Source organism: Shewanella saliphila, from assembly GCF_014648295.1.
Lineage (GTDB): Bacteria > Pseudomonadota > Gammaproteobacteria > Enterobacterales > Shewanellaceae > Shewanella > Shewanella saliphila.
This window is the reverse complement of the sequence record NZ_BMQV01000008.1, coordinates 97,722-119,525: the sequence shown is the minus strand read 5'-3', so window position 1 is coordinate 119,525 and position 21,804 is coordinate 97,722. Positions and strand designations below refer to the sequence as shown.

General features: G+C 43.7%; 19 protein-coding genes and 1 tRNA gene. 10 read left to right on the top strand and 10 right to left on the bottom strand.

Features of this window, described 5'->3' with window-relative positions; translation table 11 throughout:
- Nucleotides 1–475: 475 nt before the first annotated feature.
- The 3 genes from IEY48_RS06360 to IEY48_RS06350 all read right to left on the bottom strand — a co-directional run bounded on the left by IEY48_RS06360 (nt 476) and on the right by IEY48_RS06350 (nt 4,510).
- The gene (locus IEY48_RS06360; RefSeq protein WP_188918405.1) at nt 476–1,921 is read right to left on the bottom strand and encodes a site-specific integrase; all 1,446 of its coding nucleotides are present in this window, start codon (nt 1,919–1,921) and stop codon (nt 476–478) included.
- Between the two features lie 98 nt (nt 1,922–2,019).
- Nucleotides 2,020–2,109 (bottom strand) — tRNA-Ser (locus IEY48_RS06355).
- Between the two features lie 244 nt (nt 2,110–2,353).
- Nucleotides 2,354–4,510 carry a M3 family metallopeptidase gene (locus tag IEY48_RS06350; protein ID WP_188918403.1) on the bottom strand — a complete coding sequence of 719 codons (2,157 nt, stop codon included), beginning with the start codon at nt 4,508–4,510 and terminating at the stop codon, nt 2,354–2,356.
- A 274-nt stretch (nt 4,511–4,784) separates the two neighbouring features.
- On the opposite strand from IEY48_RS06350, the gene IEY48_RS06345 reads away from it, so the two are divergent.
- On the top strand, nt 4,785–5,045 hold the full coding sequence (locus IEY48_RS06345) for a DUF5062 family protein (RefSeq protein ID WP_188918402.1): 261 nt from the start codon (nt 4,785–4,787) through the stop codon (nt 5,043–5,045).
- A gap of 61 nt (nt 5,046–5,106) precedes the next feature.
- Here the strand turns inward: IEY48_RS06345 and IEY48_RS06340 are convergent, their stop codons facing one another.
- Entirely contained in the window at nt 5,107–5,781 is a 675-nt protein-coding gene (locus tag IEY48_RS06340) for a DUF3157 family protein (RefSeq protein ID WP_188918400.1), read from the bottom strand.
- A gap of 299 nt (nt 5,782–6,080) precedes the next feature.
- On the opposite strand from IEY48_RS06340, the gene hcp reads away from it, so the two are divergent.
- Together hcp and IEY48_RS06330 are read left to right on the top strand one after the other, a co-directional pair.
- Nucleotides 6,081–7,739: a hydroxylamine reductase gene (hcp, locus tag IEY48_RS06335; protein ID WP_188918398.1), complete on the top strand. Its 1,659-nt coding sequence runs from the start codon at nt 6,081–6,083 to the stop codon at nt 7,737–7,739.
- Between the two features lie 114 nt (nt 7,740–7,853).
- Nucleotides 7,854–9,050 (top strand): FAD-binding oxidoreductase, encoded by a 1,197-nt coding sequence (locus tag IEY48_RS06330; protein ID WP_188918396.1) that lies wholly within the window; start codon nt 7,854–7,856, stop codon nt 9,048–9,050.
- A gap of 103 nt (nt 9,051–9,153) precedes the next feature.
- On the opposite strand, the gene IEY48_RS06325 is transcribed toward IEY48_RS06330, so the two are convergent.
- Nucleotides 9,154–9,690, bottom strand: a complete 537-nt coding sequence (locus IEY48_RS06325; protein WP_188918394.1) for a GNAT family N-acetyltransferase — start codon at nt 9,688–9,690, stop codon at nt 9,154–9,156.
- A gap of 115 nt (nt 9,691–9,805) precedes the next feature.
- On the opposite strand from IEY48_RS06325, the gene IEY48_RS06320 reads away from it, so the two are divergent.
- Together IEY48_RS06320 and IEY48_RS06315 are read left to right on the top strand one after the other, a co-directional pair.
- Entirely contained in the window at nt 9,806–11,146 is a 1,341-nt protein-coding gene (locus tag IEY48_RS06320) for a M20 metallopeptidase family protein (RefSeq protein ID WP_188918392.1), read from the top strand.
- 70 nt (nt 11,147–11,216) lie between these two features.
- Nucleotides 11,217–11,726 carry a peptidylprolyl isomerase gene (locus tag IEY48_RS06315; protein ID WP_188918390.1) on the top strand — a complete coding sequence of 170 codons (510 nt, stop codon included), beginning with the start codon at nt 11,217–11,219 and terminating at the stop codon, nt 11,724–11,726.
- A gap of 130 nt (nt 11,727–11,856) precedes the next feature.
- Here IEY48_RS06315 and IEY48_RS06310 read toward each other — a convergent pair whose 3' ends face one another.
- Nucleotides 11,857–13,065, bottom strand: coding sequence for a porin (locus IEY48_RS06310; RefSeq protein WP_188918389.1), 1,209 nt, complete (start codon nt 13,063–13,065; stop codon nt 11,857–11,859).
- 354 nt (nt 13,066–13,419) lie between these two features.
- Here IEY48_RS06310 and IEY48_RS06305 point away from each other — a divergent pair, with 354 nt between their 5' ends.
- A complete protein-coding gene (locus IEY48_RS06305) occupies nt 13,420–14,871 on the top strand; it encodes an MBL fold metallo-hydrolase RNA specificity domain-containing protein (RefSeq protein ID WP_188918387.1) in 1,452 nt (483 codons plus the stop codon).
- Nucleotides 14,872–14,918: 47 nt separating this feature from the next.
- Here the strand turns inward: IEY48_RS06305 and IEY48_RS06300 are convergent, their stop codons facing one another.
- Nucleotides 14,919–15,254 (bottom strand): winged helix-turn-helix transcriptional regulator, encoded by a 336-nt coding sequence (locus IEY48_RS06300; protein ID WP_160055997.1) that lies wholly within the window; start codon nt 15,252–15,254, stop codon nt 14,919–14,921.
- Nucleotides 15,255–15,359: 105 nt separating this feature from the next.
- Here IEY48_RS06300 and IEY48_RS06295 point away from each other — a divergent pair, with 105 nt between their 5' ends.
- From IEY48_RS06295 to IEY48_RS06285, 3 genes are all read left to right on the top strand, one after another.
- Nucleotides 15,360–16,127, top strand: coding sequence for an SDR family NAD(P)-dependent oxidoreductase (locus IEY48_RS06295; RefSeq protein ID WP_188918385.1), 768 nt, complete (start codon nt 15,360–15,362; stop codon nt 16,125–16,127).
- A 186-nt stretch (nt 16,128–16,313) separates the two neighbouring features.
- Nucleotides 16,314–16,838 (top strand): DUF3087 domain-containing protein, encoded by a 525-nt coding sequence (locus IEY48_RS06290; protein ID WP_160056001.1) that lies wholly within the window; start codon nt 16,314–16,316, stop codon nt 16,836–16,838.
- Nucleotides 16,839–16,871: 33 nt separating this feature from the next.
- Nucleotides 16,872–17,882, top strand: a complete 1,011-nt coding sequence (locus tag IEY48_RS06285; RefSeq protein WP_188918432.1) for an LLM class flavin-dependent oxidoreductase — start codon at nt 16,872–16,874, stop codon at nt 17,880–17,882.
- A gap of 88 nt (nt 17,883–17,970) precedes the next feature.
- Here IEY48_RS06285 and ohr read toward each other — a convergent pair whose 3' ends face one another.
- Complete coding sequence (gene ohr, locus IEY48_RS06280; protein WP_188918383.1) at nt 17,971–18,393, bottom strand: organic hydroperoxide reductase Ohr; 423 nt, start codon at nt 18,391–18,393, stop codon at nt 17,971–17,973.
- A gap of 323 nt (nt 18,394–18,716) precedes the next feature.
- Here ohr and IEY48_RS06275 point away from each other — a divergent pair, with 323 nt between their 5' ends.
- On the top strand, nt 18,717–20,480 hold the full coding sequence (locus tag IEY48_RS06275; RefSeq protein WP_188918381.1) for an alkaline phosphatase D family protein: 1,764 nt from the start codon (nt 18,717–18,719) through the stop codon (nt 20,478–20,480).
- Nucleotides 20,481–20,563: 83 nt separating this feature from the next.
- On the opposite strand, the gene IEY48_RS06270 is transcribed toward IEY48_RS06275, so the two are convergent.
- Complete coding sequence (locus tag IEY48_RS06270) at nt 20,564–21,571, bottom strand: class I SAM-dependent rRNA methyltransferase (RefSeq protein WP_188918379.1); 1,008 nt, start codon at nt 21,569–21,571, stop codon at nt 20,564–20,566.
- Between the two features lie 89 nt (nt 21,572–21,660).
- Nucleotides 21,661–21,771 (bottom strand): DUF3859 domain-containing protein, encoded by a 111-nt coding sequence (locus IEY48_RS06265; protein ID WP_229786342.1) that lies wholly within the window; start codon nt 21,769–21,771, stop codon nt 21,661–21,663.
- Nucleotides 21,772–21,804: the final 33 nt, after the last annotated feature.

The following is a 21,804-nucleotide window of genomic DNA, read 5'->3' as shown; positions in this document are numbered from 1 at the left end:
TATTACATCTAAAATTAGCACTATCTTTAACGACAAGCATGTGTCTTTGGGGTTCAAAGGGGTATCCCCTTGCCCGAGCTTATATCCGACCTTTTTGGAACAAAAAGTGGGATACAAGCGTACCGGGTTTCGCTGTAGTCCCACTTAATAAGTGGGCTGCTTTGGCTTCCCACTCACTGAGTGCGAAGTGATTTAAATTGCACTTTTTACGTGAAAAGTTACGCGAAATTAACGCGAAAAAAGGTGAAAATTCGATTTCTCAACAAGATTTATTATCGATTTACTCCCGTAGGATTTGATAAGTGCTGCTGAGAAATGATGCCGCTGGTAGGTTTCATCATTTCTCAGGCTGATTATTGGTTCTGTGAGAGCAAATTTTGGCGTATAAAGTCACTCAGGATTTACTGACTGTTGTCATGATTAACGCTCTACGGTTGATCTTTTCAGCAAAAATCCTCTCATATAATCCCACTTTTTATACTGGTAGAAATAAATTCAATGTGTAACTGACTTTATCCACCACAGGTTTGAGTGTTTTCACATCATATTGCTTACCGTATCGTCCATAGGTGATGTTGTGATAAACGTGTCCAACAAGCTGTGCCACCATTGATTCTTCAGTTTGCAGTTGTTTAAGCTCATCAATAAAGGTGTGACGGAATGAATAGGCTGTAGGTCGTTTACCTGCGATAAAGTGTAGTTGGTCGAGTAATTTGCCAAACTCACGACAGAACTTGTTTGACCAAACACCATCGCTACTGGGTTGATAATGAAATAACGGGCTGCTTGTTAACTGTCCGCTTTTTAACGGACTATTTTTTACGAGGCTGTTTTTTAAATGACTGTTTTTTGATGTTCGGTCATTAATGGTTTGAACGAAATCAATAAAACCGAGCTCAATGAGTTTTTGATGTAGCGGAACAGTTCGTTTTGACTGTGCGGTCTTGAGTTGTTGGCTCATGCCCTCATTGGTGACGTGAATAACGTTGATGCCATCGATTACGCTTATATCATTAATGTGTAGCTGACAGGCTTCTGAAGGCCGTAAACCGTGATAGAGCATCAATAGCGTTATCCATTTAAAGTCAGCTTGTTTATCGATAAAGTCTTGTGATTGCAGTACGTGTTGAAGTTGCTCAGGTTGCCAGCGCTGACGCGCTAAATCATGCCCAGCTTGATTACTTGGCTTTGACAGTTTCACTTCATCAAACGGGTTAGCGCTGATGTAACGCATCAGTTTGCACCATTTAAAGAACTGCGATACGGCCGCTAGGTAGTCTTTATTACTCTTATGGCTTCGACCTTCTTCGAGCAAGCAATCCTTGTATTCCATCGCCTCAGCGCTGGTTATGTCAAATACATCATCTAGGTGAGTTCGCTCAATAAAGTGGCCTATACGTTGATTTAGCTGCTTTACCGTTAACACTGAGACAGACTGCTTTTGTTTAGACGCAATAAATTTAATTAATGCATCAACCAATGTGACGTTAGCGACTGAATTTGTTTGCTTTTTACTACCCGGACTATTTGACAATGCCAAGTTTGTTGATGAGGGATAATTGTCATATGTCGCACTATTATGGGCTAATTGCGTTGGCCGAGTAGGAATAAACTGGATGATTTCCCGCACTGGTTTAGCGTTTTCATCAAGCGTTTCTGTTACCCCAACAAAGCCTGCACGGGCATCATTAATCAATTGATTAACGTGTGCTTTAAATGCATCTGGCTGTGATTGTGGGGTTAAGCTATTGATTAATGGTCGTAATATGCCTGCAACCACAAGGTTACGGCCAATAGCGATTGAGCGCTGTTTAGTGAGTAAGGATACTTTGATGTCGGCAGCAAAGCCTTTATCGCGTAGAGAAGCAGGCAACACCATGCGGGTGTAATAGGTACAATTTGTGGCTCTGAATAGGTACATATGTCTCAGTCATCCGTTTTGGGTCTGAGAATATGATTTTTCAAATGCTAGAAAGCAAAAAAGCCATTGATTATCAATGGCTTTTTCACTTTAGAATGTGGCGGAGGGATAGGGATTTGAACCCTAGAACGGGATAAACCGTTGCCGGTTTTCAAGACCGGTGCATTCGACCACTCTGCCATCCCTCCGAACGCGGTGAATAATAAGGGTATTCACGAAAATGTAAAGCCTTGAAGCGTGCGATGGCGCAACAAATGTGCAATATCGCTCAAAAAGGGCTGCGTTTGGGTGATTTTTACTCTTTTTATTCTTTCAATGCGTTTTAGCGTGTTGTTTCTATCGCTGTTTGGCTTTGCTGCATTCTGTTGTGTTTGTGGGCAACCTCTGCTGCCAAGTGGATTCAGCTGCAGAGGTTGCGACAACAAATAGTGCTTAGTGCACTAAACCACGGCGCTTTAATAACGCGTCTGTTGAGGGCTTTTTACCTGCAAAGTCGATGTAGCTTTGCATTAGATCCTGGCTGTTACCTTTTGACAATACGGTGTCGCGGTATTTTTGGCCGTTCTCTTGGGTTAATCCACCGTGCGCCATCATGTAAGCAAACGAGTCTGCTGCAAACACTTCGGTCCACAGGTAGGCGTAGTAACCAGCAGAATAACCGCCGCCGAAGCTGTGGCTAAAGTAGGTGGTTTTATAACGCGGTGCGATTGGGCCGTAGTCTAAACCGTGTTTTGCCAGTGCTTGTTTTTCAAAGGTAGCAACATCGGTGATTTCAGTGCCAGCAGGAATTGAGTGCCATTCCATATCTAGCAGTGCAGCGGCTAGGTATTCAACGGTGCCAAACCCTTGGTTAAAGGTGTGCGCCTTTAATACTTTAGCCAGTAACTCAGCAGGAATCGGTTCGCCTGTTTGGTAGTGCTTAGCGTAGTTTTCTAGCACAGCAGGGTCGATGCTCCAGTCTTCGTTAGCTTGTGATGGAAACTCTACAAAGTCACGTGCCGTTTTGGTACCGGCTAAGCTTGGGTAGTTAACTTGTGAGTATAAACCGTGAATGGCGTGGCCAAACTCATGGAATAGGGTGCTCACTTCATCAAAGGTTAACAACGTAGGTTGGCCTTCAGCAGGTTTTGGCACGTTAAGCGCGTTGTATACTACTGGTTTAGTATTTTGTAAGAACGACTGGCTGACATATTCGTCCATCCATGCGCCACCACGTTTGCCTGGGCGGGCGTACATATCAAGGTAGAACAAGCCTAGCGAGCTGCCGTCTTTGTTAAAGATTTCATAAGCGGTGACATCTTTGTGCCATACCGGTAAGTCGGTGCGTGACTTGAAGGTAATGCCGTATAGTTTTTCCATAGCAAAAAACAGACCGTCGGTGAGTACGGTGTTCATCTCAAAATATGGTTTAACAAGGCTGTCGTCTAGGTCATATTTTGCTGCGCGTACTTTTTCAGCGTAGTAGGCCCAGTCCCATGGCTCTAGGGTAAAGTCTTTACCGTCTTTAACGATTTCTGCTTGAATATCGGCTGCTTCAACTTTGGCTTTTACCAGGGCTTTAGGGGCTAAGTCATCTAAAATGCCATAAACCGCTTCTGGTTTTTGAGCCATTTGATCGCCAAGCGAATAAGCTGCCCAAGTTGGGTAACCTAATAGTTTGGCTTTTTCGGCACGTAGCTGGGCGATTTTGATGTTAATTGGGCTGTTGGTGTCCATTGCGCGGTAGGCCGAGGTTTCCCATAGCTTTTGACGTAAATCGCGGTTTTTAAGGCTAGACAGTAGCGGTTGGGTGGTAGTGTTAACTAGGGTAATTAGGTAACCGGTTTTGCCTGCTGCTTTTGCTGCCGCAGCTAATGATGCGATTGCGCTTTCTGACAAACCGTCAAGCATGGCTTTGTCTTCAACTAAAATCATGTCGTCTTTAAACGACTTTAATACGTTTTGTGAAAAGCTGGTTTCAAGCTTGGCAAGCTCGCCGTTTAGCTCACGCATTTGCGCTTTGTCTTCTGCTGATAATTCAGCGCCTGCACGCACAAAGCGATCGTAATAGACTTCAATTAAGCGTAAATCTTCACCTTTTAGTGTCGCTTTGTTTTTGTAAATGGCTTGAATGCGAGCAAACAGCTTTTCATCTAAATAGATGTTGTCCATGTGCGCGGTTAACTTAGGCACAATTTGTTCTTCAACACTGATGAAGTTGTCGTCTGAAATTAACCCAGAAAGATTGAAGAACACACGTTGAGTACGATCTAAAATGGCGCCAGTGTTTTCAAGTGCAACCACGGTGTTGTCGAACGTTGGTGCGTCAGCATTATTGGTAATTGCCGCGATTTCAGCTTTGTGCTCTTTCATGCCTTGTTCAAAGGCAGGTAAAAAGTCACCGGCTTTAAATTTGTCAAATTGCGGTGCCATGTATTGCAATGGGCTTGGGACTAACAACGCGTTGTCGGCAGTTGCAGGTGCTTTGGTCATTGTTGTTGGTGCCTCTGCGGTCGTTTTGCTCGCCTTTGCTGTGTCTGTAGCTTGCTCAGAACATGCACTCAGCATCAATGCCGCACTAACGGCAGTAGTAATAAGAGTTTTACGCATTGAATTATCCTTGGGGTTAGCCCGTTTGAAACGTTTTTAAGCCTATTTCAAATGTGGTTGTTACCGTGAAATAGTGACAATAAAAACAAAAGTAAACACCATACTACTCTACCAAGCCTATGGGTTTTGTCATAGATTAATGCCATTAACTCAAGGGATTTTTTGTAACCAAACTTACCAAGGGTGATGTTTGTTCAATTTTTACGGTTTATTGTGGCTATTTACGGATATTCACGTAGTTTAAAAGGGGTAAAAGGCATGATGAGGACAACAGATGAAAGCTGGTAAGCATGATAACCAATTGCTCAAGCTCGCAATGGAAATTGGAGTGGGCTATGCGCAAAAACGTGGTTTTGCCGATTTTGGTAAGGGGATTTCTCCTAAAGATAAAGTGGAATGTATTTACCGTTTATTAGTGCAAGATAAGCTAATACAGCCATTAGCTGAAGATAAAGATGACGGCCCTAACCGTAAACATAAATTGATATTGTGGATAAGTAAGCAGTTACCTAAAGATCATGAATTATTGAATTAACATGACTTGATGATGTTTAAAAAAGCCCAGCTGAAATACTCTTTCATCTGGGCTTTTTTATTTAGCGTGATTCAATCTCAACAATTTTTAAGCTGATGAGCTGTTGTTGCCATTGCTGTTGGTTAATACCTTCTACCCACAATACTGGCGATTGGCGGTGCTGGCCTTTACGCAAATAGGTTTCTGGCATGCGGAAAATGGCTTCCCAGGCTTCTAAGGTTTCGGTTTTGATTAAGCCGCCTTGGTCATTAAAGAAACTGGCTTCAACATTGACCACCGTGACATGGTCGTCACTGGTGCTGTCAAAATCAAAGATAAGCCCCAATTCATTGTCTTTCCATTGGGTGTCAGCGAGGGTGATTTTAATGCCATCTTTTGCAGTGCTGCGCAATAACTCAGGTTGTGCCATAGCGGTTGCAGTTAGTCGCGTTGTGGTGTCTGCTGCAGTGGCGGCCACGACTGTAGTCACCGCAGTCGTTACCGCACTGGTTTGTTGGGTTGCGGTTGCGCTAACGTTTGACATCGATGCATCGACAACCTCGGTTGCGACGGCTGGAGCTTGGATTGTTGCTGGCTGTGCGACCGTTTCGGTGATGATGTATTCCCAGGTGAAGTCATCTTTTAAGCGAACATTGGCGCCATTTTCTAAGGTTATCACTGCAACATCGGCTGCCATTGCAGCAGGAGCCAGTAATAAAAATAGAGCAGATGCTATCGCATTGAGTTTGGTTTTCATCTATTCATCCTGATCTTAAGTCTGTAATTTGATAATTCTACGTGCTTTTAATCAATAAAAGGAAACTATTTTAGGGGCAATTTAATCGTTTAATTAGTAGGTGAAAGTGCAGTGTTGATGGGTATTTGAACGATTTTATGTGGGTTAATATGGTTATTTACATTAGTAATTACTTAAGGTGATTTAGCTCATAAAACGCAACATTGATATTAAAAAGCGGTTTTGATTTACAGAGTAAAGAGTAAACTACTCCATAACATGTAAAATTTATACATGATTTAATTTTGAGGAGTAGAGTTATGTTTTGTGTGCAATGTGAGCAAACCATTAGAACACCAGCAGGCAACGGCTGTAGTTACTCGCAAGGTATGTGTGGCAAGTTGGCGTCAACGTCTGATATTCAAGATTTATTAATCTATATGCTGCAAGGCGTATCAACATATGCAATTAAAGCGCGTGAGTTTGATATTGTAGATAGCGAGATTGATGCATTTGTCCCGAAAGCCTTTTTTGCCACGTTAACTAACGTAAACTTCGACGATGAACGCTTAATTGATTACGCCTATCAGGCGCAAACTTATCGTGACCAATTAAAAGCAGCTTACATCGCAGCATGCAAAGGCAAGGGTGTTGAACCTGAAATGGTAAGCGCTCAAGGCGAATTATTGCTTGCCACTTCTAAGCCTGAAATTTTAGCTCAAGCGCCAGTGGCATTGCTTAATCGCGGTGAAGTACATGAAGATATTTTAGGTTTACGCCTATTATGTTTGTATGGCTTAAAAGGCGCAGCAGCTTATATGGAGCATGCTCGCGTACTTGACCAAACTGATGTTGATGTTGCGGCTGAATTCCATCAAATTATGGCATTTTTAGGTGAAGACTCAGTCGATGCAGACAAGTTGTTTGCCACTGCAATGCAAATTGGCCAGTTAAACTATCGCATTATGGCGATGTTAGATTTAGGCGAAACCACTGCATTTGGTCACCCAGAACCAACACAAGTGAATACCAAGTCTGTTAAAGGTAAGGCAATTTTAGTGTCTGGCCATGACATGAAAGACTTAGAACTTATCCTTGAGCAAACCGCAGGTAAAGGCATTAATGTATTTACCCATGGTGAAATGTTACCTGCATTAGCGTATCCAGCCTTTAAAAAGTACCCGCATTTAGTGGGTAACTACGGTAGCGCTTGGCAAAACCAGCAAAAAGAATTTGGTACTTTCCCTGGTGCCGTAGTGATGACATCAAACTGTATTATTGACCCAAATGTGGGTGAGTACTCTGACCGTATCTTCACTCGTAGCATTGTGGGCTGGCCTGGTGTGACTCATATTGAAGGTGAAGACTTTAGTGAAGTGATTAACAAAGCACTTGAACTTGAAGGCTTTGCTTATGATGAAATTCCGCACATGATCACCATTGGTTTTGCGCGCAATGCATTAATGGCAGCAGCACCAACGGTAGTTGAAAACGTTAAAAACGGTTCTATTAAGCATTTCTTCTTAATTGGTGGTTGTGACGGCGACAAAGCTGAGCGTAGCTACTTTACCGATTTAGCTAAGTCAGTACCTGACGATTCAATTATTTTGACCTTAGGCTGTGGTAAGTACAAATTCAATAAATTGGAATTTGGCGACATCAACGGTGTGCCACGTTTATTAGATGTGGGCCAATGTAACGATGCTTACTCAGCGATTCAGTTAGCGTTAGCGTTAAAAGATATTTTTGAGTGTGACCTTAACGATTTACCGTTGAGCTTAGTGTTGTCATGGTTTGAGCAAAAAGCGATTGTGGTGTTGTTAACCTTGCTTTCTCTTGGGGTGAAAAACATTCGTACAGGGCCTACCGCTCCTGCGTTTTTATCTGACAACCTAATGAGCATTTTAGAGCAACAATTTGGTTTACGCGGCACAACTGATGTTGAGTCAGACTTAAAAGCAATGATGAAAGTGGCATAATCAGCCATAAAAATCGTGCATTTACGTTAGGCGTATTTGCACGATAATGATTAAAGGCGATATGGCATTGTCCTTATCGCCACCTCTCTTGTTTACTGCAATAAAGGTATCAAAATGAGTACAACTCCCTCTGTTGGTTTTTCTTTTTCTCAAGCACTTTCTGCCCAAGCGGCTAAATCACTTACTCCTGTCAGTGAGGCACCGCCAAAAGTTGAACCCGTTGCTCAGACAAGCCCAGAGGCTCTTTTAGCTGCCGACAGCTGGCAACGTGGTGAAGTGCAACTGCGCTGTGTTGAAAAGTGGAATGAAACCCACAATGTAGTGAGTTTTCGGTTTCAGGGGTTAACGCCGGTTAAGTTTAATTTTAAACCGGGGCAGTTTATTACCTTTAAACTCGATATAAATGGCGAAAAAGTTTACCGCAGTTACACTATTTCATCGTCACCTTCGCGACCCTTCTCGTTAGTCGTTACGGTTAAAAGAATCACCAATGGTGTCGTGTCTAACTATTTAGCCGACACCTTAAATGTGGGTGATGAGGTCACAGTGACTGGCCCTGATGGGGTGTTTAACCTCGTCGACATTGTTGCCGACAAGTATTTGTTTTTAAGTGCAGGTTGCGGTGTTACACCGATGCATTCTATGTCGCGCTGGCTTTGCGATACTACCACAGACAGTGATATTGCCTTTGTACACAGTGCAAAAACGGTTAATGACGTTATGTTTGCCGATTCAATGGCGTCAATGGCATCACGCAGCCAAAAGTTCAACCTTAATTATATGCTTAAGTCAGATGACAACAGCCAAATGCTCAGTGATAAGCATGCTGAGACAGGCTTTGGCATTGGCCGCTTAAACTTAGAAAGTTTAATTAAATTAGTCCCGGATTATCAACAACGCACGGTATTTGTGTGCGGCCCTGAATCGTATATGGCCGACGTAAAACTACTGTTACAAGCCGCTGATTTTGATATGAGTCAGTTTAATCAAGAAAGCTTTGGTGACAGCAGCGCTTTGGGCTTGAAAGCGGCGCTGGAAAGTAATCCATCAACTGAACAGTTTATGTTGAGCATTGGCGATAAAGACATTCAATTAACGGGCGACCAAACCTTATTGGATGGTATCGAGTCTGAAAAATTACCGATAATTGCCGCGTGCCGTTCTGGTGTTTGTGGTGCATGTAAATGTCAGGTTGTGTCGGGTACGACTCAGTCGACAAGTACAATGAACTTGACCGCAGATGAAATTGCCGCTGGTTTTGTATTGGCATGTTCAACAAAGCTTACTTCGGATGTGCAGTTAAAAATGTAACGACTTAAATACTAAAAATCCCTTAATAGCGGCTCTATTAAGGGATTTTTATATGGGTAAGCCTAGGGTGACGATGACTTGTTAGTGGCTGACTTTATTCGAGTTAGCTGTTATCCGAAGAACCGCCTGCCTTGAGTGAAATCACGTAACGATTAACGTTAAATTCACCTTCTTGATATTGTGAATGGTAGGTCATCCCCAGCTTAGTGGTGACATTAATTGAGCCATTATTGGCGTCAACCACATCGGCATACACTATGTCTAAATCCATGTGCTCTTTGGCATAGTCAATACAAGCCTGGTTGGCTTCGGTAGCTAGGCCAATTCCCCAATAGTCCGGATGCAAGCGATAACCAATATCCACCGCATTAATGCGGGTTTCATTTTTAAAGCCGCAAAAACCAATCACGGTATTGGTGTCTTTAGCGACAACTGCCCAGCGGCCAAAACCATACTGCTTATACTCCACCAGCCAAATATTGCGGATGATGTTTTCGGCATCCGTTAACGTATTGCACACACCCGCATCACCGGTATATCGATTCACCTCTTCTGGGGTATTAAAGTGCAATACCGCGGGGGCATCTTCAAGGGTAAATTCTCGAATAATCAACCTGGGTGTTTCGGTAATCACTTTCATTGGTTTTCCTTATTTTTATTATGCATTGGCTATGATGTTGCTAAAACGCCTTACCACCTAGCGTGAGCTTGTGCTAGGTTAACATACTCAATTGCCGACATTTAAGAATAATAATATGATCAAATTCCGTGTTGCTTACCCCTTATTAGCGTTGGCGTTTTCAGCGTCACTGTCATTGAATGCTGTTGCTAATACCAAGCTAGATCAGTCAGTTACTCAAGCCTTACCTAAGCTTGAAAAGCTTTACCTGCATTTGCACCAACATCCTGAATTGTCATATCAAGAAAAAGCCACCAGCGAGCGTATGGCCACAGAGCTGAAGCAGCTTGGGTTTGAAGTAACGTCAAATTTTGGCGGTTATGGTGTGGTCGGCATATTGCAAAATGGCGAAGGGCCGGTAGTGATGATCCGCGCCGACATTGACGGCTTACCGATTATTGAGCAAACCGGAAAAGACTATGCTTCAACCGTCACCACGGTCGATGCAAACAATAATACCGTGGGCATTATGCATGGTTGTGGCCACGATATTCACATGACCAGCCTTATTGGTACGGCTGAGCAATTGGTTAAGCATAAAGCCGATTGGCAGGGCACTTTAATGATGGTGGCTCAACCAGCTGAAGAGGTGGGTGGTGGCGCTAAAGCCATGCTTAAACAAGGCCTGTTTAGCCAGTTCCCCACGCCCGACAACATTATTGGGTTGCATGTGAATGCGTCAATTCCTGCCGGTAAGGTTGGCACCGTTAGCGGTTATGCATTGGCGAATGTCGACTCGGTTGATATTAGCATTAAAGGTAAGGGCGGCCATGGCGCTTATCCGCATGCCACCGTTGACCCTGTTGTGCTTGCTGCGCGCACTGTGCTGGCATTGCAAACCATAGTGAGCCGTGAAGTGTCGCCGTTAGAGCCTAATGTGGTCACGGTGGGTTCGATTCATGGTGGTTCAAAACACAATATTATCTCAGATGAAGTAAAGCTACAGCTGACATTGCGCTCATATAACCCTAAGGTGCGTGAACAACAAATAGCTGCCATTAAACGCATTACCGCAGGGATAGCGACCAGTGCGGGTTTACCTGATGACCTGATGCCTGTGGTGCATGTGCACGACGATGAAACCATTCCATCAACCTATAACGACCCAACGCTCGCTGCAAAAGTAAAAGCCAGTATTGAGGCTGAGCTTGGCAGCGATAATGTGCTTATTGCGCCACCTGTGATGGCGGGTGAAGATTTTGGTTTGTATGGTCTCACCCCTGAACAACGCCCCATTACATTGTTTTGGCTTGGCGGCGTTGACCCTAAACAATATCAAGCCAGTGTTGACTCGGGCAATGCATTGCCATCTTTGCATTCAAGCCAGTTTGCGCCAGATTACAAATTAACGATCCGAACAGGTGTTCGGGCGATGACGCGTACTGCGATGGATTTATTTAATCAAACAGCGCAATAAACTCGAACGAGACAGTCACAATAGCGGCTATAATGGCCGTTATTGTTGTGTTTAACTTAGTGGGCAATTTATGATTATTTTTAGCACCAACCTTGGCGATTTTACTGTAGAGCTGGAAATGGAGCGTGCGCCAGTCACCTCAAAAAACTTTTTAAAGTATTGCCAGGATGGCTTTTATGAAGGCACGATTTTTCATCGGGTGATTAAAGGCTTTATGGTGCAGGGCGGTGGCTTAACCGCCAAAATGAAAGAAAAGCCCACCCGCGACCCGATTGCCAACGAAGCCAACAAGGGCCTAAAAAATGTGATCGGTACTTTAGCCATGGCGCGTACAGATGCACCGCACTCTGCTACGGGTCAGTTTTTTATTAATGTCGCCAATAATGATTTTCTCGATCACACTGCCACAACCAATTCAGGCTGGGGGTATGCGGTATTTGCCAAAGTGACCGCGGGTATGGACGTGATTCAGCAAATGGAGCGGGTTAAAACCACCATGATTGCCGGGCACGATGATGTACCTCGTGAGCCGATTGTGGTTGAAAAGGTCACTATTGTTGATGAGCCAACGGTTGCCTAACTGGCTGTGCTTGAGTTATCTGGGATGATCCTATCGCAAGACTCATCCCAATAATGTCGAACCTTTTTTTGTCTGTACTTAAGCGATAAAACCTAAGTGATATCGCCTAAGATAGCATCACTTAAAAACATTAAAGTGTATAGCGGATACCAATGGCTACGCCGTCATCTTCAGACAGTTCCATTCTGGCTTGCTGATCTTTGTCGGCGCTGGTGAAGTCGCTGTAATCGCGACGGGCTTCTAAATACACGACGGTTTGTGGGTTAAATACATAATGTAAACCCATTACCACAAACTGACGCTTGAACACATCGTTTGGATCGGCGTTATAGTTAGGTTGAATCACATAATCATCGCCAGCATCTAAGATGTTGTAAGACACAAAAGTACGGATATTGTTTTCAAACATGTATGAAAACAATGATTCAACACCCACAGCTTTATCAATTAAACGGCCAATGTTATCTGTGTCGTGGTTTTCATTGCCGTTAATGTTTGCCGAACCATAAAAACCATATTGGTCGAAGTTACCCCAGGTAATCCCCACACCGTAAATAATGTCTTCAGCTGTTGAGGTATTACCGTTACCAAAGGTCACATCAAATTCACCGCGGTTCAGGCCTGCAGTTAACACTAATTTGTCAGTGGCCTGATAGGTTACGGCACCACCGTAGGTATAGTTGTATTCAACTTGCTGCGCTTCTGCTGAACCAGACTCCCATAACGCTTCGCAAGCATCCTGAGTGATATCTTCATAGTCACAGGTATAAAACTCGCTGTTTTTTAACTGTACTTGTACTGCAAAACTCACATCGCCAAAACTGTTACGGTATTGCACGGTTTTGTCACCACGACCCACGCCGTTTACTGCGCCGTCATCTTTGTTGTAAGTGTAAACACCGGCAGTGTTACCGTCCCACACAAAACCGTAGTTTGTGCCATATACCACGTCATACCAAGCACCCCATTGCTTGCCAATCGTGAGGCTACCGTAGGTGTCATGTGACAGGCCAGCATAACCTAAGCGGTTGTAAAAGAACTCATCTTGAATCGACTCAAAACGGTTGTTGTACACAATGTCAGTACTACCAACCGGGTTAACACCCCACTCTAATTTTGCATACGCTTTCCAGCCATCTTGTAGCTGACGTTCAAAGCCAAAATTAATGCGTGATGCGCCGTTAACCACTTCAGTTTCACCTTGAGTGTTGATCACACGAGCGTCAACAAAACCACCAATTTGAACGGCGTTCACATCATCTTTAAAAATTTCGGTGGCTGAAACCGAAGGTGTAATTAGCACTGTTGAAATCAATGCAGCAACTAAAGTCTTGTTCATCTTCATCTCTTGTCTTGTTGTTTGAGTAAGCACTGTTTAGTCCATTAATACATCTGTCCTTTGAGGCGACGGAGAGTAGCAAATACATTGTCAAATCACATAGTGAAATATGCTAAAAAAAGGCGATATTGTTCAAAAAATGCATTCATCAATGACTTATAAAAAAACACTGTTAACAGCCGGTTAACACGTGTAAGCAAATGTTAATCGCTGGTTATATATGCATTAAATGTGAATTTTTATTTACTTATTAAAATAAGGGCGCTTTTTGGAGGTTTATTTGATGTGGATCGCTATTTTATTCTGAAAATGGCATACGCTTAATTTATAGCTCAATACGTTAAAGGTGATTTTATGCAAATGACTTTACAGTTTTTCGGAGCGACAGAAGAGGTGACTGGTTCATGTCATTTACTCACGGTTGATGGCAAACAGGTACTATTAGATTGTGGATTAATTCAAGGTGGCAAAGCCGATGAGTTGCGCAATCATGATCCTTTTCCTTTCCAAGCAGAACAGATCCATGCCGTCGTATTAAGCCATGCTCACATTGACCATTCTGGTCGATTACCTTATTTAATTAAGCAAGGTTTTACTGGCCCTATTTACACCCAACGTGCAACCGCACAGTTGTGTAGCATTATGCTGCGTGACGCTGCGATGCTGCAGGAGCGAGACACCGACAGAAAAAACAAAAAACGGGCTAAACATGATTTAGAAGCACTCGAACCATTATTTACCGAAGAAGAGGTAAATCAGGTCATGGCTCAGTTTGTGGTGGTTGATTATGACCAACGTGTTCAAATTGCTGATTCAATTGAAATCCGTTTGTCGGATGCTGGGCATATTCTCGGCTCGGCGATAGTTGAGTTGTGGCTAGGGCAGCAGCCTGAACAGAAAAAATTGGTCTTTAGCGGTGACTTAGGCCGTGCAGGTATGCCTATTTTAGATGACCCAACCTTTATCGATAAAGCCGATTTAGTGCTAATGGAAAGCACCTACGGCAATCGTTTACACCGCAGTTGGCATAAAACGCTGGTGGAGCTTAAATCGATATTTAAAACGACCATTAACCAAAGTCGCGGCAATATTTTAATCCCAGCTTTTTCAGTGGGTCGTGCTCAAGAGTTACTGTATTTGTTCCATTTATATGCCAAAGAGTGGGACTTATCAGGTTGGCGTATTTGTTTAGACAGCCCAATGGCCATTAAAGCCACACAAGTTTACGTCAACAATTACCCCATATTGGACGATGACTTTAAGCGCTTTACTCGGATGTCGCCTGGCAAACATCCATTACTATCGTGTGCTGAGTTTGTAAGCAGCACAGAAGAGTCGATAGAGCTTAACGACATTCACGAAGGGTTAATTGTGATTGCGGGTAGCGGCATGTGTAATGGTGGCCGAATTCGTAACCATTTTGTGCATAATTTATGGCGTAAAGAAGCCAACATTATTATTTGTGGTTACCAAGCCTTAGGCACCCCAGGACGCTTATTGGTGGATGGCGCAGAAGAGCTGACCATCCATGGCCAAAGTGTCAAAGTGGCTGCGAGTATTCACACCGTAGGCGGTTTGTCTGCCCATGCCGACCAAGCAGAGCTGTTGCGTTGGTATCATCACTTTGAGGATTCACCTGCCATTATTTTAGTGCATGGTGAGCCCGAGTCACAAAAAGTGTTAATGGAAGCGCTTAATCAAGATGAGGCCGCTCAACCCAAAAGTAGTGCTATTGCTAAGTGGAGCGATTGTTTAGATTTAACCGCATTACCAGAGTTTGTTTGGCTTAATGCCGCCAGTGAATAATCACAAGTTTAAAACGAGATAGAGATAGTGGATGCTTAGCCTGCGGGTTAAGCATCAATTTCATTTTGCAGCTTTTCAATGTCGTCTAAAATCCGCATAAATTTTTGACCAAACTCTGTCACCTCATACTCTACCCGTGGTGGAATTTCGGGATAATTAATCTTATTTAAAATCCCAAACTCGAGGTTTTTCTTCAGGCATTGATTGAGCACTTTAGTACTGAGCCCATCAACCGATTTCACCATCTCACCGGGTCGATTAATATTATTGGCGAGCAACTGATACACAGTTAACGACCATTTACAGCCGTATATCGTTTCGACCATACGGGCTGATTTTTCGGGTGCAGTTTTGCGTGGAAATATTTTTTCTTTTGTATTCATTAATATGTACCTAAAAGTACCTATGGAACTAAATTGTACTTACTATTCAACTGGATAGTTTATCAATAAGCTTATCACACTTATTCGTAACTTAGGTGTGAACAAATGACAACTTTAACCCCAAAAACGGCATTAATTATTGGTGGCAGCAGTGGTATTGGTTTTGAAACTGCTAAGCAATTAATCACTCAAGGTGTCGCTACCATTATCGTGGGTAACAATGCGCAAAAGCTCGACGCTGCCGTTGAGCAGTTATCAGTACTGGGCAAGGTCAGTGGTGTTCAAGCAAACTTGTACAATGCCCAAGATCTGCAACGTGTGGTTGAGGTGATTGATGCTATGGATAGCGGTATTGATCATTTAGTTAATGCGGCAGGTTATTTTAATCCTAAGCCATTTTTAGAACATCAATTGAGTGATTACGACATTTACATGGAGCTTAACAAAGCGATGTTTGTGATTTCGCAAGCCGTTGCCAGAAACATGATTAAGCATGGCGGTGGCAGTATTGTTAATATTGGCTCTATGTGGGGCAAACAAGCCATTAAAGCGACCCCGTCGAGTGCTTACTCTATGGCAAAAGCCGGTTTACATGCATTGACTCAGCACATGGCGATGGAATTAGCAGAGCATAATATCCGCGTCAATGCCGTGTCGCCAGCGGTAGTGATTACCTCAATTTATGAAGCCTTTATTGAGCCTAAAGAAGTCGAAACCGCATTGGCAGGCTTTAATGCGTTCCACCCTATTGGCCGCATTGGTACGCCTGTTGATGTTGCAAACAGTGTCACGTTTTTATTGTCTCCACAAGCGGGCTGGGTGACTGGCGCAATTTGGGATGTTGATGGCGGCGTAATGGCAGGCCGCAATTAAGCTAAACCCTTAATCGGGTGACAAGTTGATTGATCATTTTTGTTATTGCTGTAAGCCCTTAAATTATTAATGATTTAAGGGCTTGTGTCTTTTTATTCTGATATAAAGCGATTTACTCTTTTGTTCTCACATTGGTGCGCGTTAAGCTATGCATAATTCTGTAGCGTGAAATGTGCGAGTAGCAAAATGAAGTTAGTTAAAATAGATAAAAACCAGTACCGGTCGGTAAACAATCAGGTGCAGATTGGTTTAGTGGTTACCCTGGCCATTTTGTCGTTAGTGTTCGGCCAGTTAATGATTTATTTCTTTGGGGTTAAGCCGTTACCTGGCGCCGAGTCTACTGGGAATTTTCATCTTAACTTTACCGGTGTCATTTTAGCCTTAATGGTTTGCAGTTTATTGATCCGCAATCTACGCGAAAAACCCAAGTTTTATGAAGTGTATTACGTGTGGCAACTCAAACAGCTGCAAAACAAAATTTTCCGTAAACTCAAAGCAGTGCAACAAGCGGCTAAAGACAATAACCGTGATGCTTTGGTGATATTGAGCTTTTATTATCAAAGTTTGGCGATAGTGTACGAGTTAGATAACAACACCTTAACCATGTCTAACGTCAATAATGAGTTGGATAAACTACAGCAAGCGATTGAAGCTGCAGGGTATACGATAGACACCGACGAATTCACTCCCGAGATGCTACAAGCCTTTTAGGCTGATTTTTCATTCCTCAAATAAGGAGCCATGATGTCTATATTGGCAGATATTCCTTTTTCGTTACTTGAACTTGCGCCAATGCGTGAAGACTCGACCATCACCGATACCCTAAAAGACAGTTTAGCGTATGCCCAACATGCTGAGCATTTAGGAGTAAATCGGTTTTGGCTTGCAGAGCACCACAATATGCCAGGGATTATTTGCTCGGCAACATCAATTTTGATTGGTTATATTGCAGGTGGTACTGAGCGAATTAGAGTGGGCGCGGGTGGTATTATGTTGCCTAATCATGCACCGCTGGTGGTGGCTGAGCAATTTGGCACCCTAGCCAATTTGTATCCAGGCCGGATTGATTTAGGCCTAGGCCGAGCGCCGGGCAGTGACCCGGTTACCAGCTTAGCACTTAATCGTGATACCCAACGGGCCGAGCATTTCCCCGATGAGGTCAATGAGCTGCAATCATTACTCGGCCCACGTGAGGCGCGCCAAAGCGGGCAAGCTAAAGCGGTAAGGGCAATTCCGGGCGAGAATACCAATGTACCGATTTGGTTATTAGGCTCAAGTTTGTTCAGTGCGCAACTCGCGGCGCAACGTGGTTTGCCGTATGTGTTTGCGGGCCATTTTGCGCCACGCTTTTTATCAGAAGCCATTGCCTTGTATCGCCGTGAGTTTGTCCCGTCGGCAGTGCTCGCTAAACCTTATGTGATGGTTGGGTTACCGTTAGTGGCAGCGCCTACCGATGCAGAAGCAGAGTATCTTAGCACCACATCGAAACAACGTATTTTAGCGCTTATTCGTGGCCAAGAAATGTGGCTTAAACCGCCCATCGACAGCATGGATGGATTGTGGAGCGAGCAAGAAAAAAGTTATGTCGATAGTTTCTTGAGCTTATCTATTTGCGGCGGCCCTGCGACCATTAAACATCGTTTAGAAGTGTTTGTTGAGCAAACCGGTGTTGATGAAGTGATGTTTACTAACGATTTATACCGCAACGAGCACTGTCTGCGCGCACTCGATATTTTAATGAGTATTAAGGCGTAGTTACAACTCTCTAGGTATCCAACAACAAAAAACCAAGACTCGCGTCTTGGTTTTTTGCTAAACACACCTTACGCAGTAATTTTTTGCGTTAAATCGCTTGGCCATTAACGGTTAATTTCACATCAATGTTGCCACGTACTGCATTTGAATATGGGCAAACTTGGTGCGCGGTTTTAACCAGATTTTCTGCTGCTTCCTGGTCTAAATCAAGTTCAACAGCAAGGGCGACTGTAAGTGCAAATCCGCCATTCTCGTTAGGGCCAATGCCTACTGTTGCTGTGGTTGGTGCCGCTTTGATAGCCACTTTGCCTTGGCTAGCAACGTGCAATATTGCGTTAGAAAAACATGCGGCATAACCTGCGGCAAATAATTGTTCTGGGTTAGTAAACTCACCGCTACCGCCCATTTCTTTTGGGTAGCTTAATTGTAAGTCGACTTTTTTGTCGTCGGTAGAAACTTGACCATTACGGCCGGCTAATGCTGTTGCTGAAGTGGTGTATAACGTTGACATAATAAACCTCGTGTATAAGTAAGTTATTTTAAGTTATGTATGATTTAAGTTGTGCGCAATCTAATTGTGTTCACTATAACTAAGCGAAAATTAAAATGCAACTACATTGTGTGCAATTTAATTTATAAGCCAGTTAGCCTCACGTTAAAAAGCCGCGTATGAATAGGCATTATTTGCAAATCGTTTACAGGGGCAGGCAAGGTGGGCTTGTCATGGTTTTGTCACTGTAATGTCATCGTTTACTTTCACAATAGCCACTCATTAGACCTCTTGAGCTGTGACTGACACGGCCGAATGTGAACAATAAAAATAAGGATATATTTATGAAACGGTTTGTAACTCGTCGTGATTTTTTGGCTATGTCGGCCAAAGGCGTCAGTGCTGTTGTGGTGTCTTATGGTTTAATGGGCTGTAATAGTGATGATGACGATGTTATTTCAGGTCAGTTCTTACAAGGTGTTGCCAGTGGTGACCCGGCAACAGATGCCGTGATCTTATGGACGCGCGTCACTCCAGATACACAAGGCGATATTACGGTGTCATGGGAGGTCGCCACAGACAGTGACTTTACTGATTTGGTCACTAATGGCCAAACCGTCACCAATGACAGCCGCGACTATACCGTTAAAATTGATGCCGTGGGATTAGTGGCAGGCCAACAATATTTTTATCGCTTTAACGCGGGCGAAAACGTATCGGAGGTGGGGCAAACTCGCACTTTACCACAGGGCAGTGTTGATTCGGTTAAGCTTGCGGTAATGTCATGTGCTAATTTCCCTGCAGGCTATTTTAATGTGTACGAAATGGCCGCTCAGCGAGATGATTTAGATGCTGTGGTGCATTTAGGGGATTACTTATATGAGTATGCTCGTGGTGAATACGCCAGCGAAAATGCTGCCACATTAGGCCGTGAAGTTTTACCTGAAGGTGAGCTGTTTCTATTAGCCGATTATCGTACCCGTTATAGCCAATACCGAAGCGATGCCAGTTTACAAAAACTGCATGCCAAAGTGCCGTTTATTACGGTGTGGGATGACCATGAGGTTGCCAATGACACTTGGAAAGACGGCGCAGAAAATCATAACGACGGTGAAGGTGATTTTGATGAGCGCAAAGCCGCTGCACTGCAAGCTTATTTTGAGTGGCTGCCAATCCGCCCCTGGAGTGAGGGTAATCATGAAGAAATCTACAGAAGTTTTAATTTCGGCGATCTGGTTGATTTGCATATGCTCGATACTCGTGTGCTGGCTCGCGACAAGCAATTAGATTACAACGACTATATCGACGCCACGACAGGTGCCTTTGACAGTAGCAACTTTAGCGCTGCTGTGACCGATGTTAATCGAAGTATGCTAGGACAAACACAACTATTGTGGTTACAGCAAACCTTGTTGCAATCTACCGCCAAATGGCAGGTATTAGGGCAGCAGGTGCTAATGGGTAAAATGTTATTGCCCGCCGCTATTGCTACCCAGCAAATGAGCATTCCGCAATTTGCTGAGCTTGCCGGCATTGCTATGTTGGCCGCTCGTGCGCAAGCAGGCGATTCCACTCTAACAACTGAAGAGCTGGCCTACCTACAAGCTAATCAAGATAAGCTGACACCAGAGGTGATGGCGTTATTACAATTGCCATCGATTCCGTACAATTTAGACGCGTGGGACGGTTACGCCTACGAGCGTGAAGTGATTTACGCCACTGCAAAATCGTTAAATCAAAATTTAGTGGTGATTGCGGGCGACACCCATAATGCCTGGGCAAATAACTTAACCGATAGCAATAATGATGTGGTTGGGGTGGAATTTGCCACCAGTTCAGTGTCATCGCCTGGGCTTGAATATTATTTAGGCTTATCAGATGATCAAATGCCAGCAACTGAAGCGGCGATAGTGGATTTGGTGAGCGATCTTAAATACGCTAACTTAAAAGACCGGGGTTATTTATTGCTAAGCTTTACAGCAGATGAAGTACGGGGTGATTGGCAATATGTTGATACCATTTTAGGCGAAACTTTTGCGAGTTTAGATGCACGCAATTACAGCGCAACGAGTGCCGTGGGTAATCCGCAAATCGTGGTCATGTCGTAAGTCAGTTTTTTGATTAACCAAAACAGTTCAGCCACCTTAATGGTGGCTGAACTGTTTGTCGCAAATGGTTGCTCTCGTCTCGATTAATCTATGCCTAATACGACGATTTTTAATGGGTGATTATCATCAAATGCAGGAAAATCTGGATGGCAGTCTAACCATTGGCTGGAGGTGACTTTACGGCCTTGTTTTTCAACGCAGCGCACCAGGCTGTCATACCATGTCTGGCGGTCAACTTTGGCGACATTGTTACAACACACGATATGGCCACCGGCTTTAGTGGCTAATACAGCAGGCTTAAATAAACCCTGGTAATCATTCACTAAATCGACAATGCCAAAGGCGCTTTTAGCAAAGCGTGGTGGGTCTAAAAACACTAAATCAAATTGCATGGCCCGCAGTTTTGGGTATTTAGGCAGTTTTTGATTACGGCGTCCGCCAACCGGTAAACCCGCTAATTGACGCAGCGCCGGAAATGCATCGCTTTGCACAAACTCACACACATCGGTGACCCTGTTTAACTCGGCATTTTTTTGCCCGGCCGCTAATGCAAAGGATGAAAAATCGACATTCATTACTTTACGCGCGCCGCCCATAGCGGCCGCAATACCAATGCCGCAAGTGTACGAAAACAGGTTGAGTACAGTTTTATCCTTGCTGTTATCGCACACATATTCACGCCCAATGCGCATGTCTAAAAACAACAGCGGGTCCTGGCCTTCGTGGCGTAGCTTAGAGGTAAAGTTAATGCCGTTTTCACGGATAACTTGTTCCGTTTGAGCGTAATCCTGGGCTTCATTGCCACTCGTGTTAGCGACTCGTGAGTGATTGCCTGAGCGATCGTTGTAAACAATATGAAAGTCAGCATGGGCGGTCAGCACACTTGATATATCTTCAAGCTGTTGTTCTGTTAAAGTTTGATGAAATGTTTGGATTAACCACGCATCGCCGTAACGGTCAATATTAAGGCCATTTTCACCTTCTACAGTGCCATGAAATACCCGATAACAATCGGTGTTATTTTGTTTAGCTTGCTCAAAAAAAGCAGCGCGTTTCGCTAACGCATCAGTTAAAACAGCTTGAATAGACATGGACACTCAATAATGGCGGGGCAATTTGCGCGGAGTATAGCAAACAATCACCTTGAATGTGGTAGCGAGATTATCGATAACGCTTCACTTTATTCGGGGAGGTAAACCTTAAAGGTTTTATCGGCAACAATTTTGCCATTGAGCCTAAGCTTAAGCGTCATTCGCCAGTTACCGACTTTGTTGTTTACTGGAGTCCAAATGCAATCATCATTAATGTGGTAGCGAGATTATCG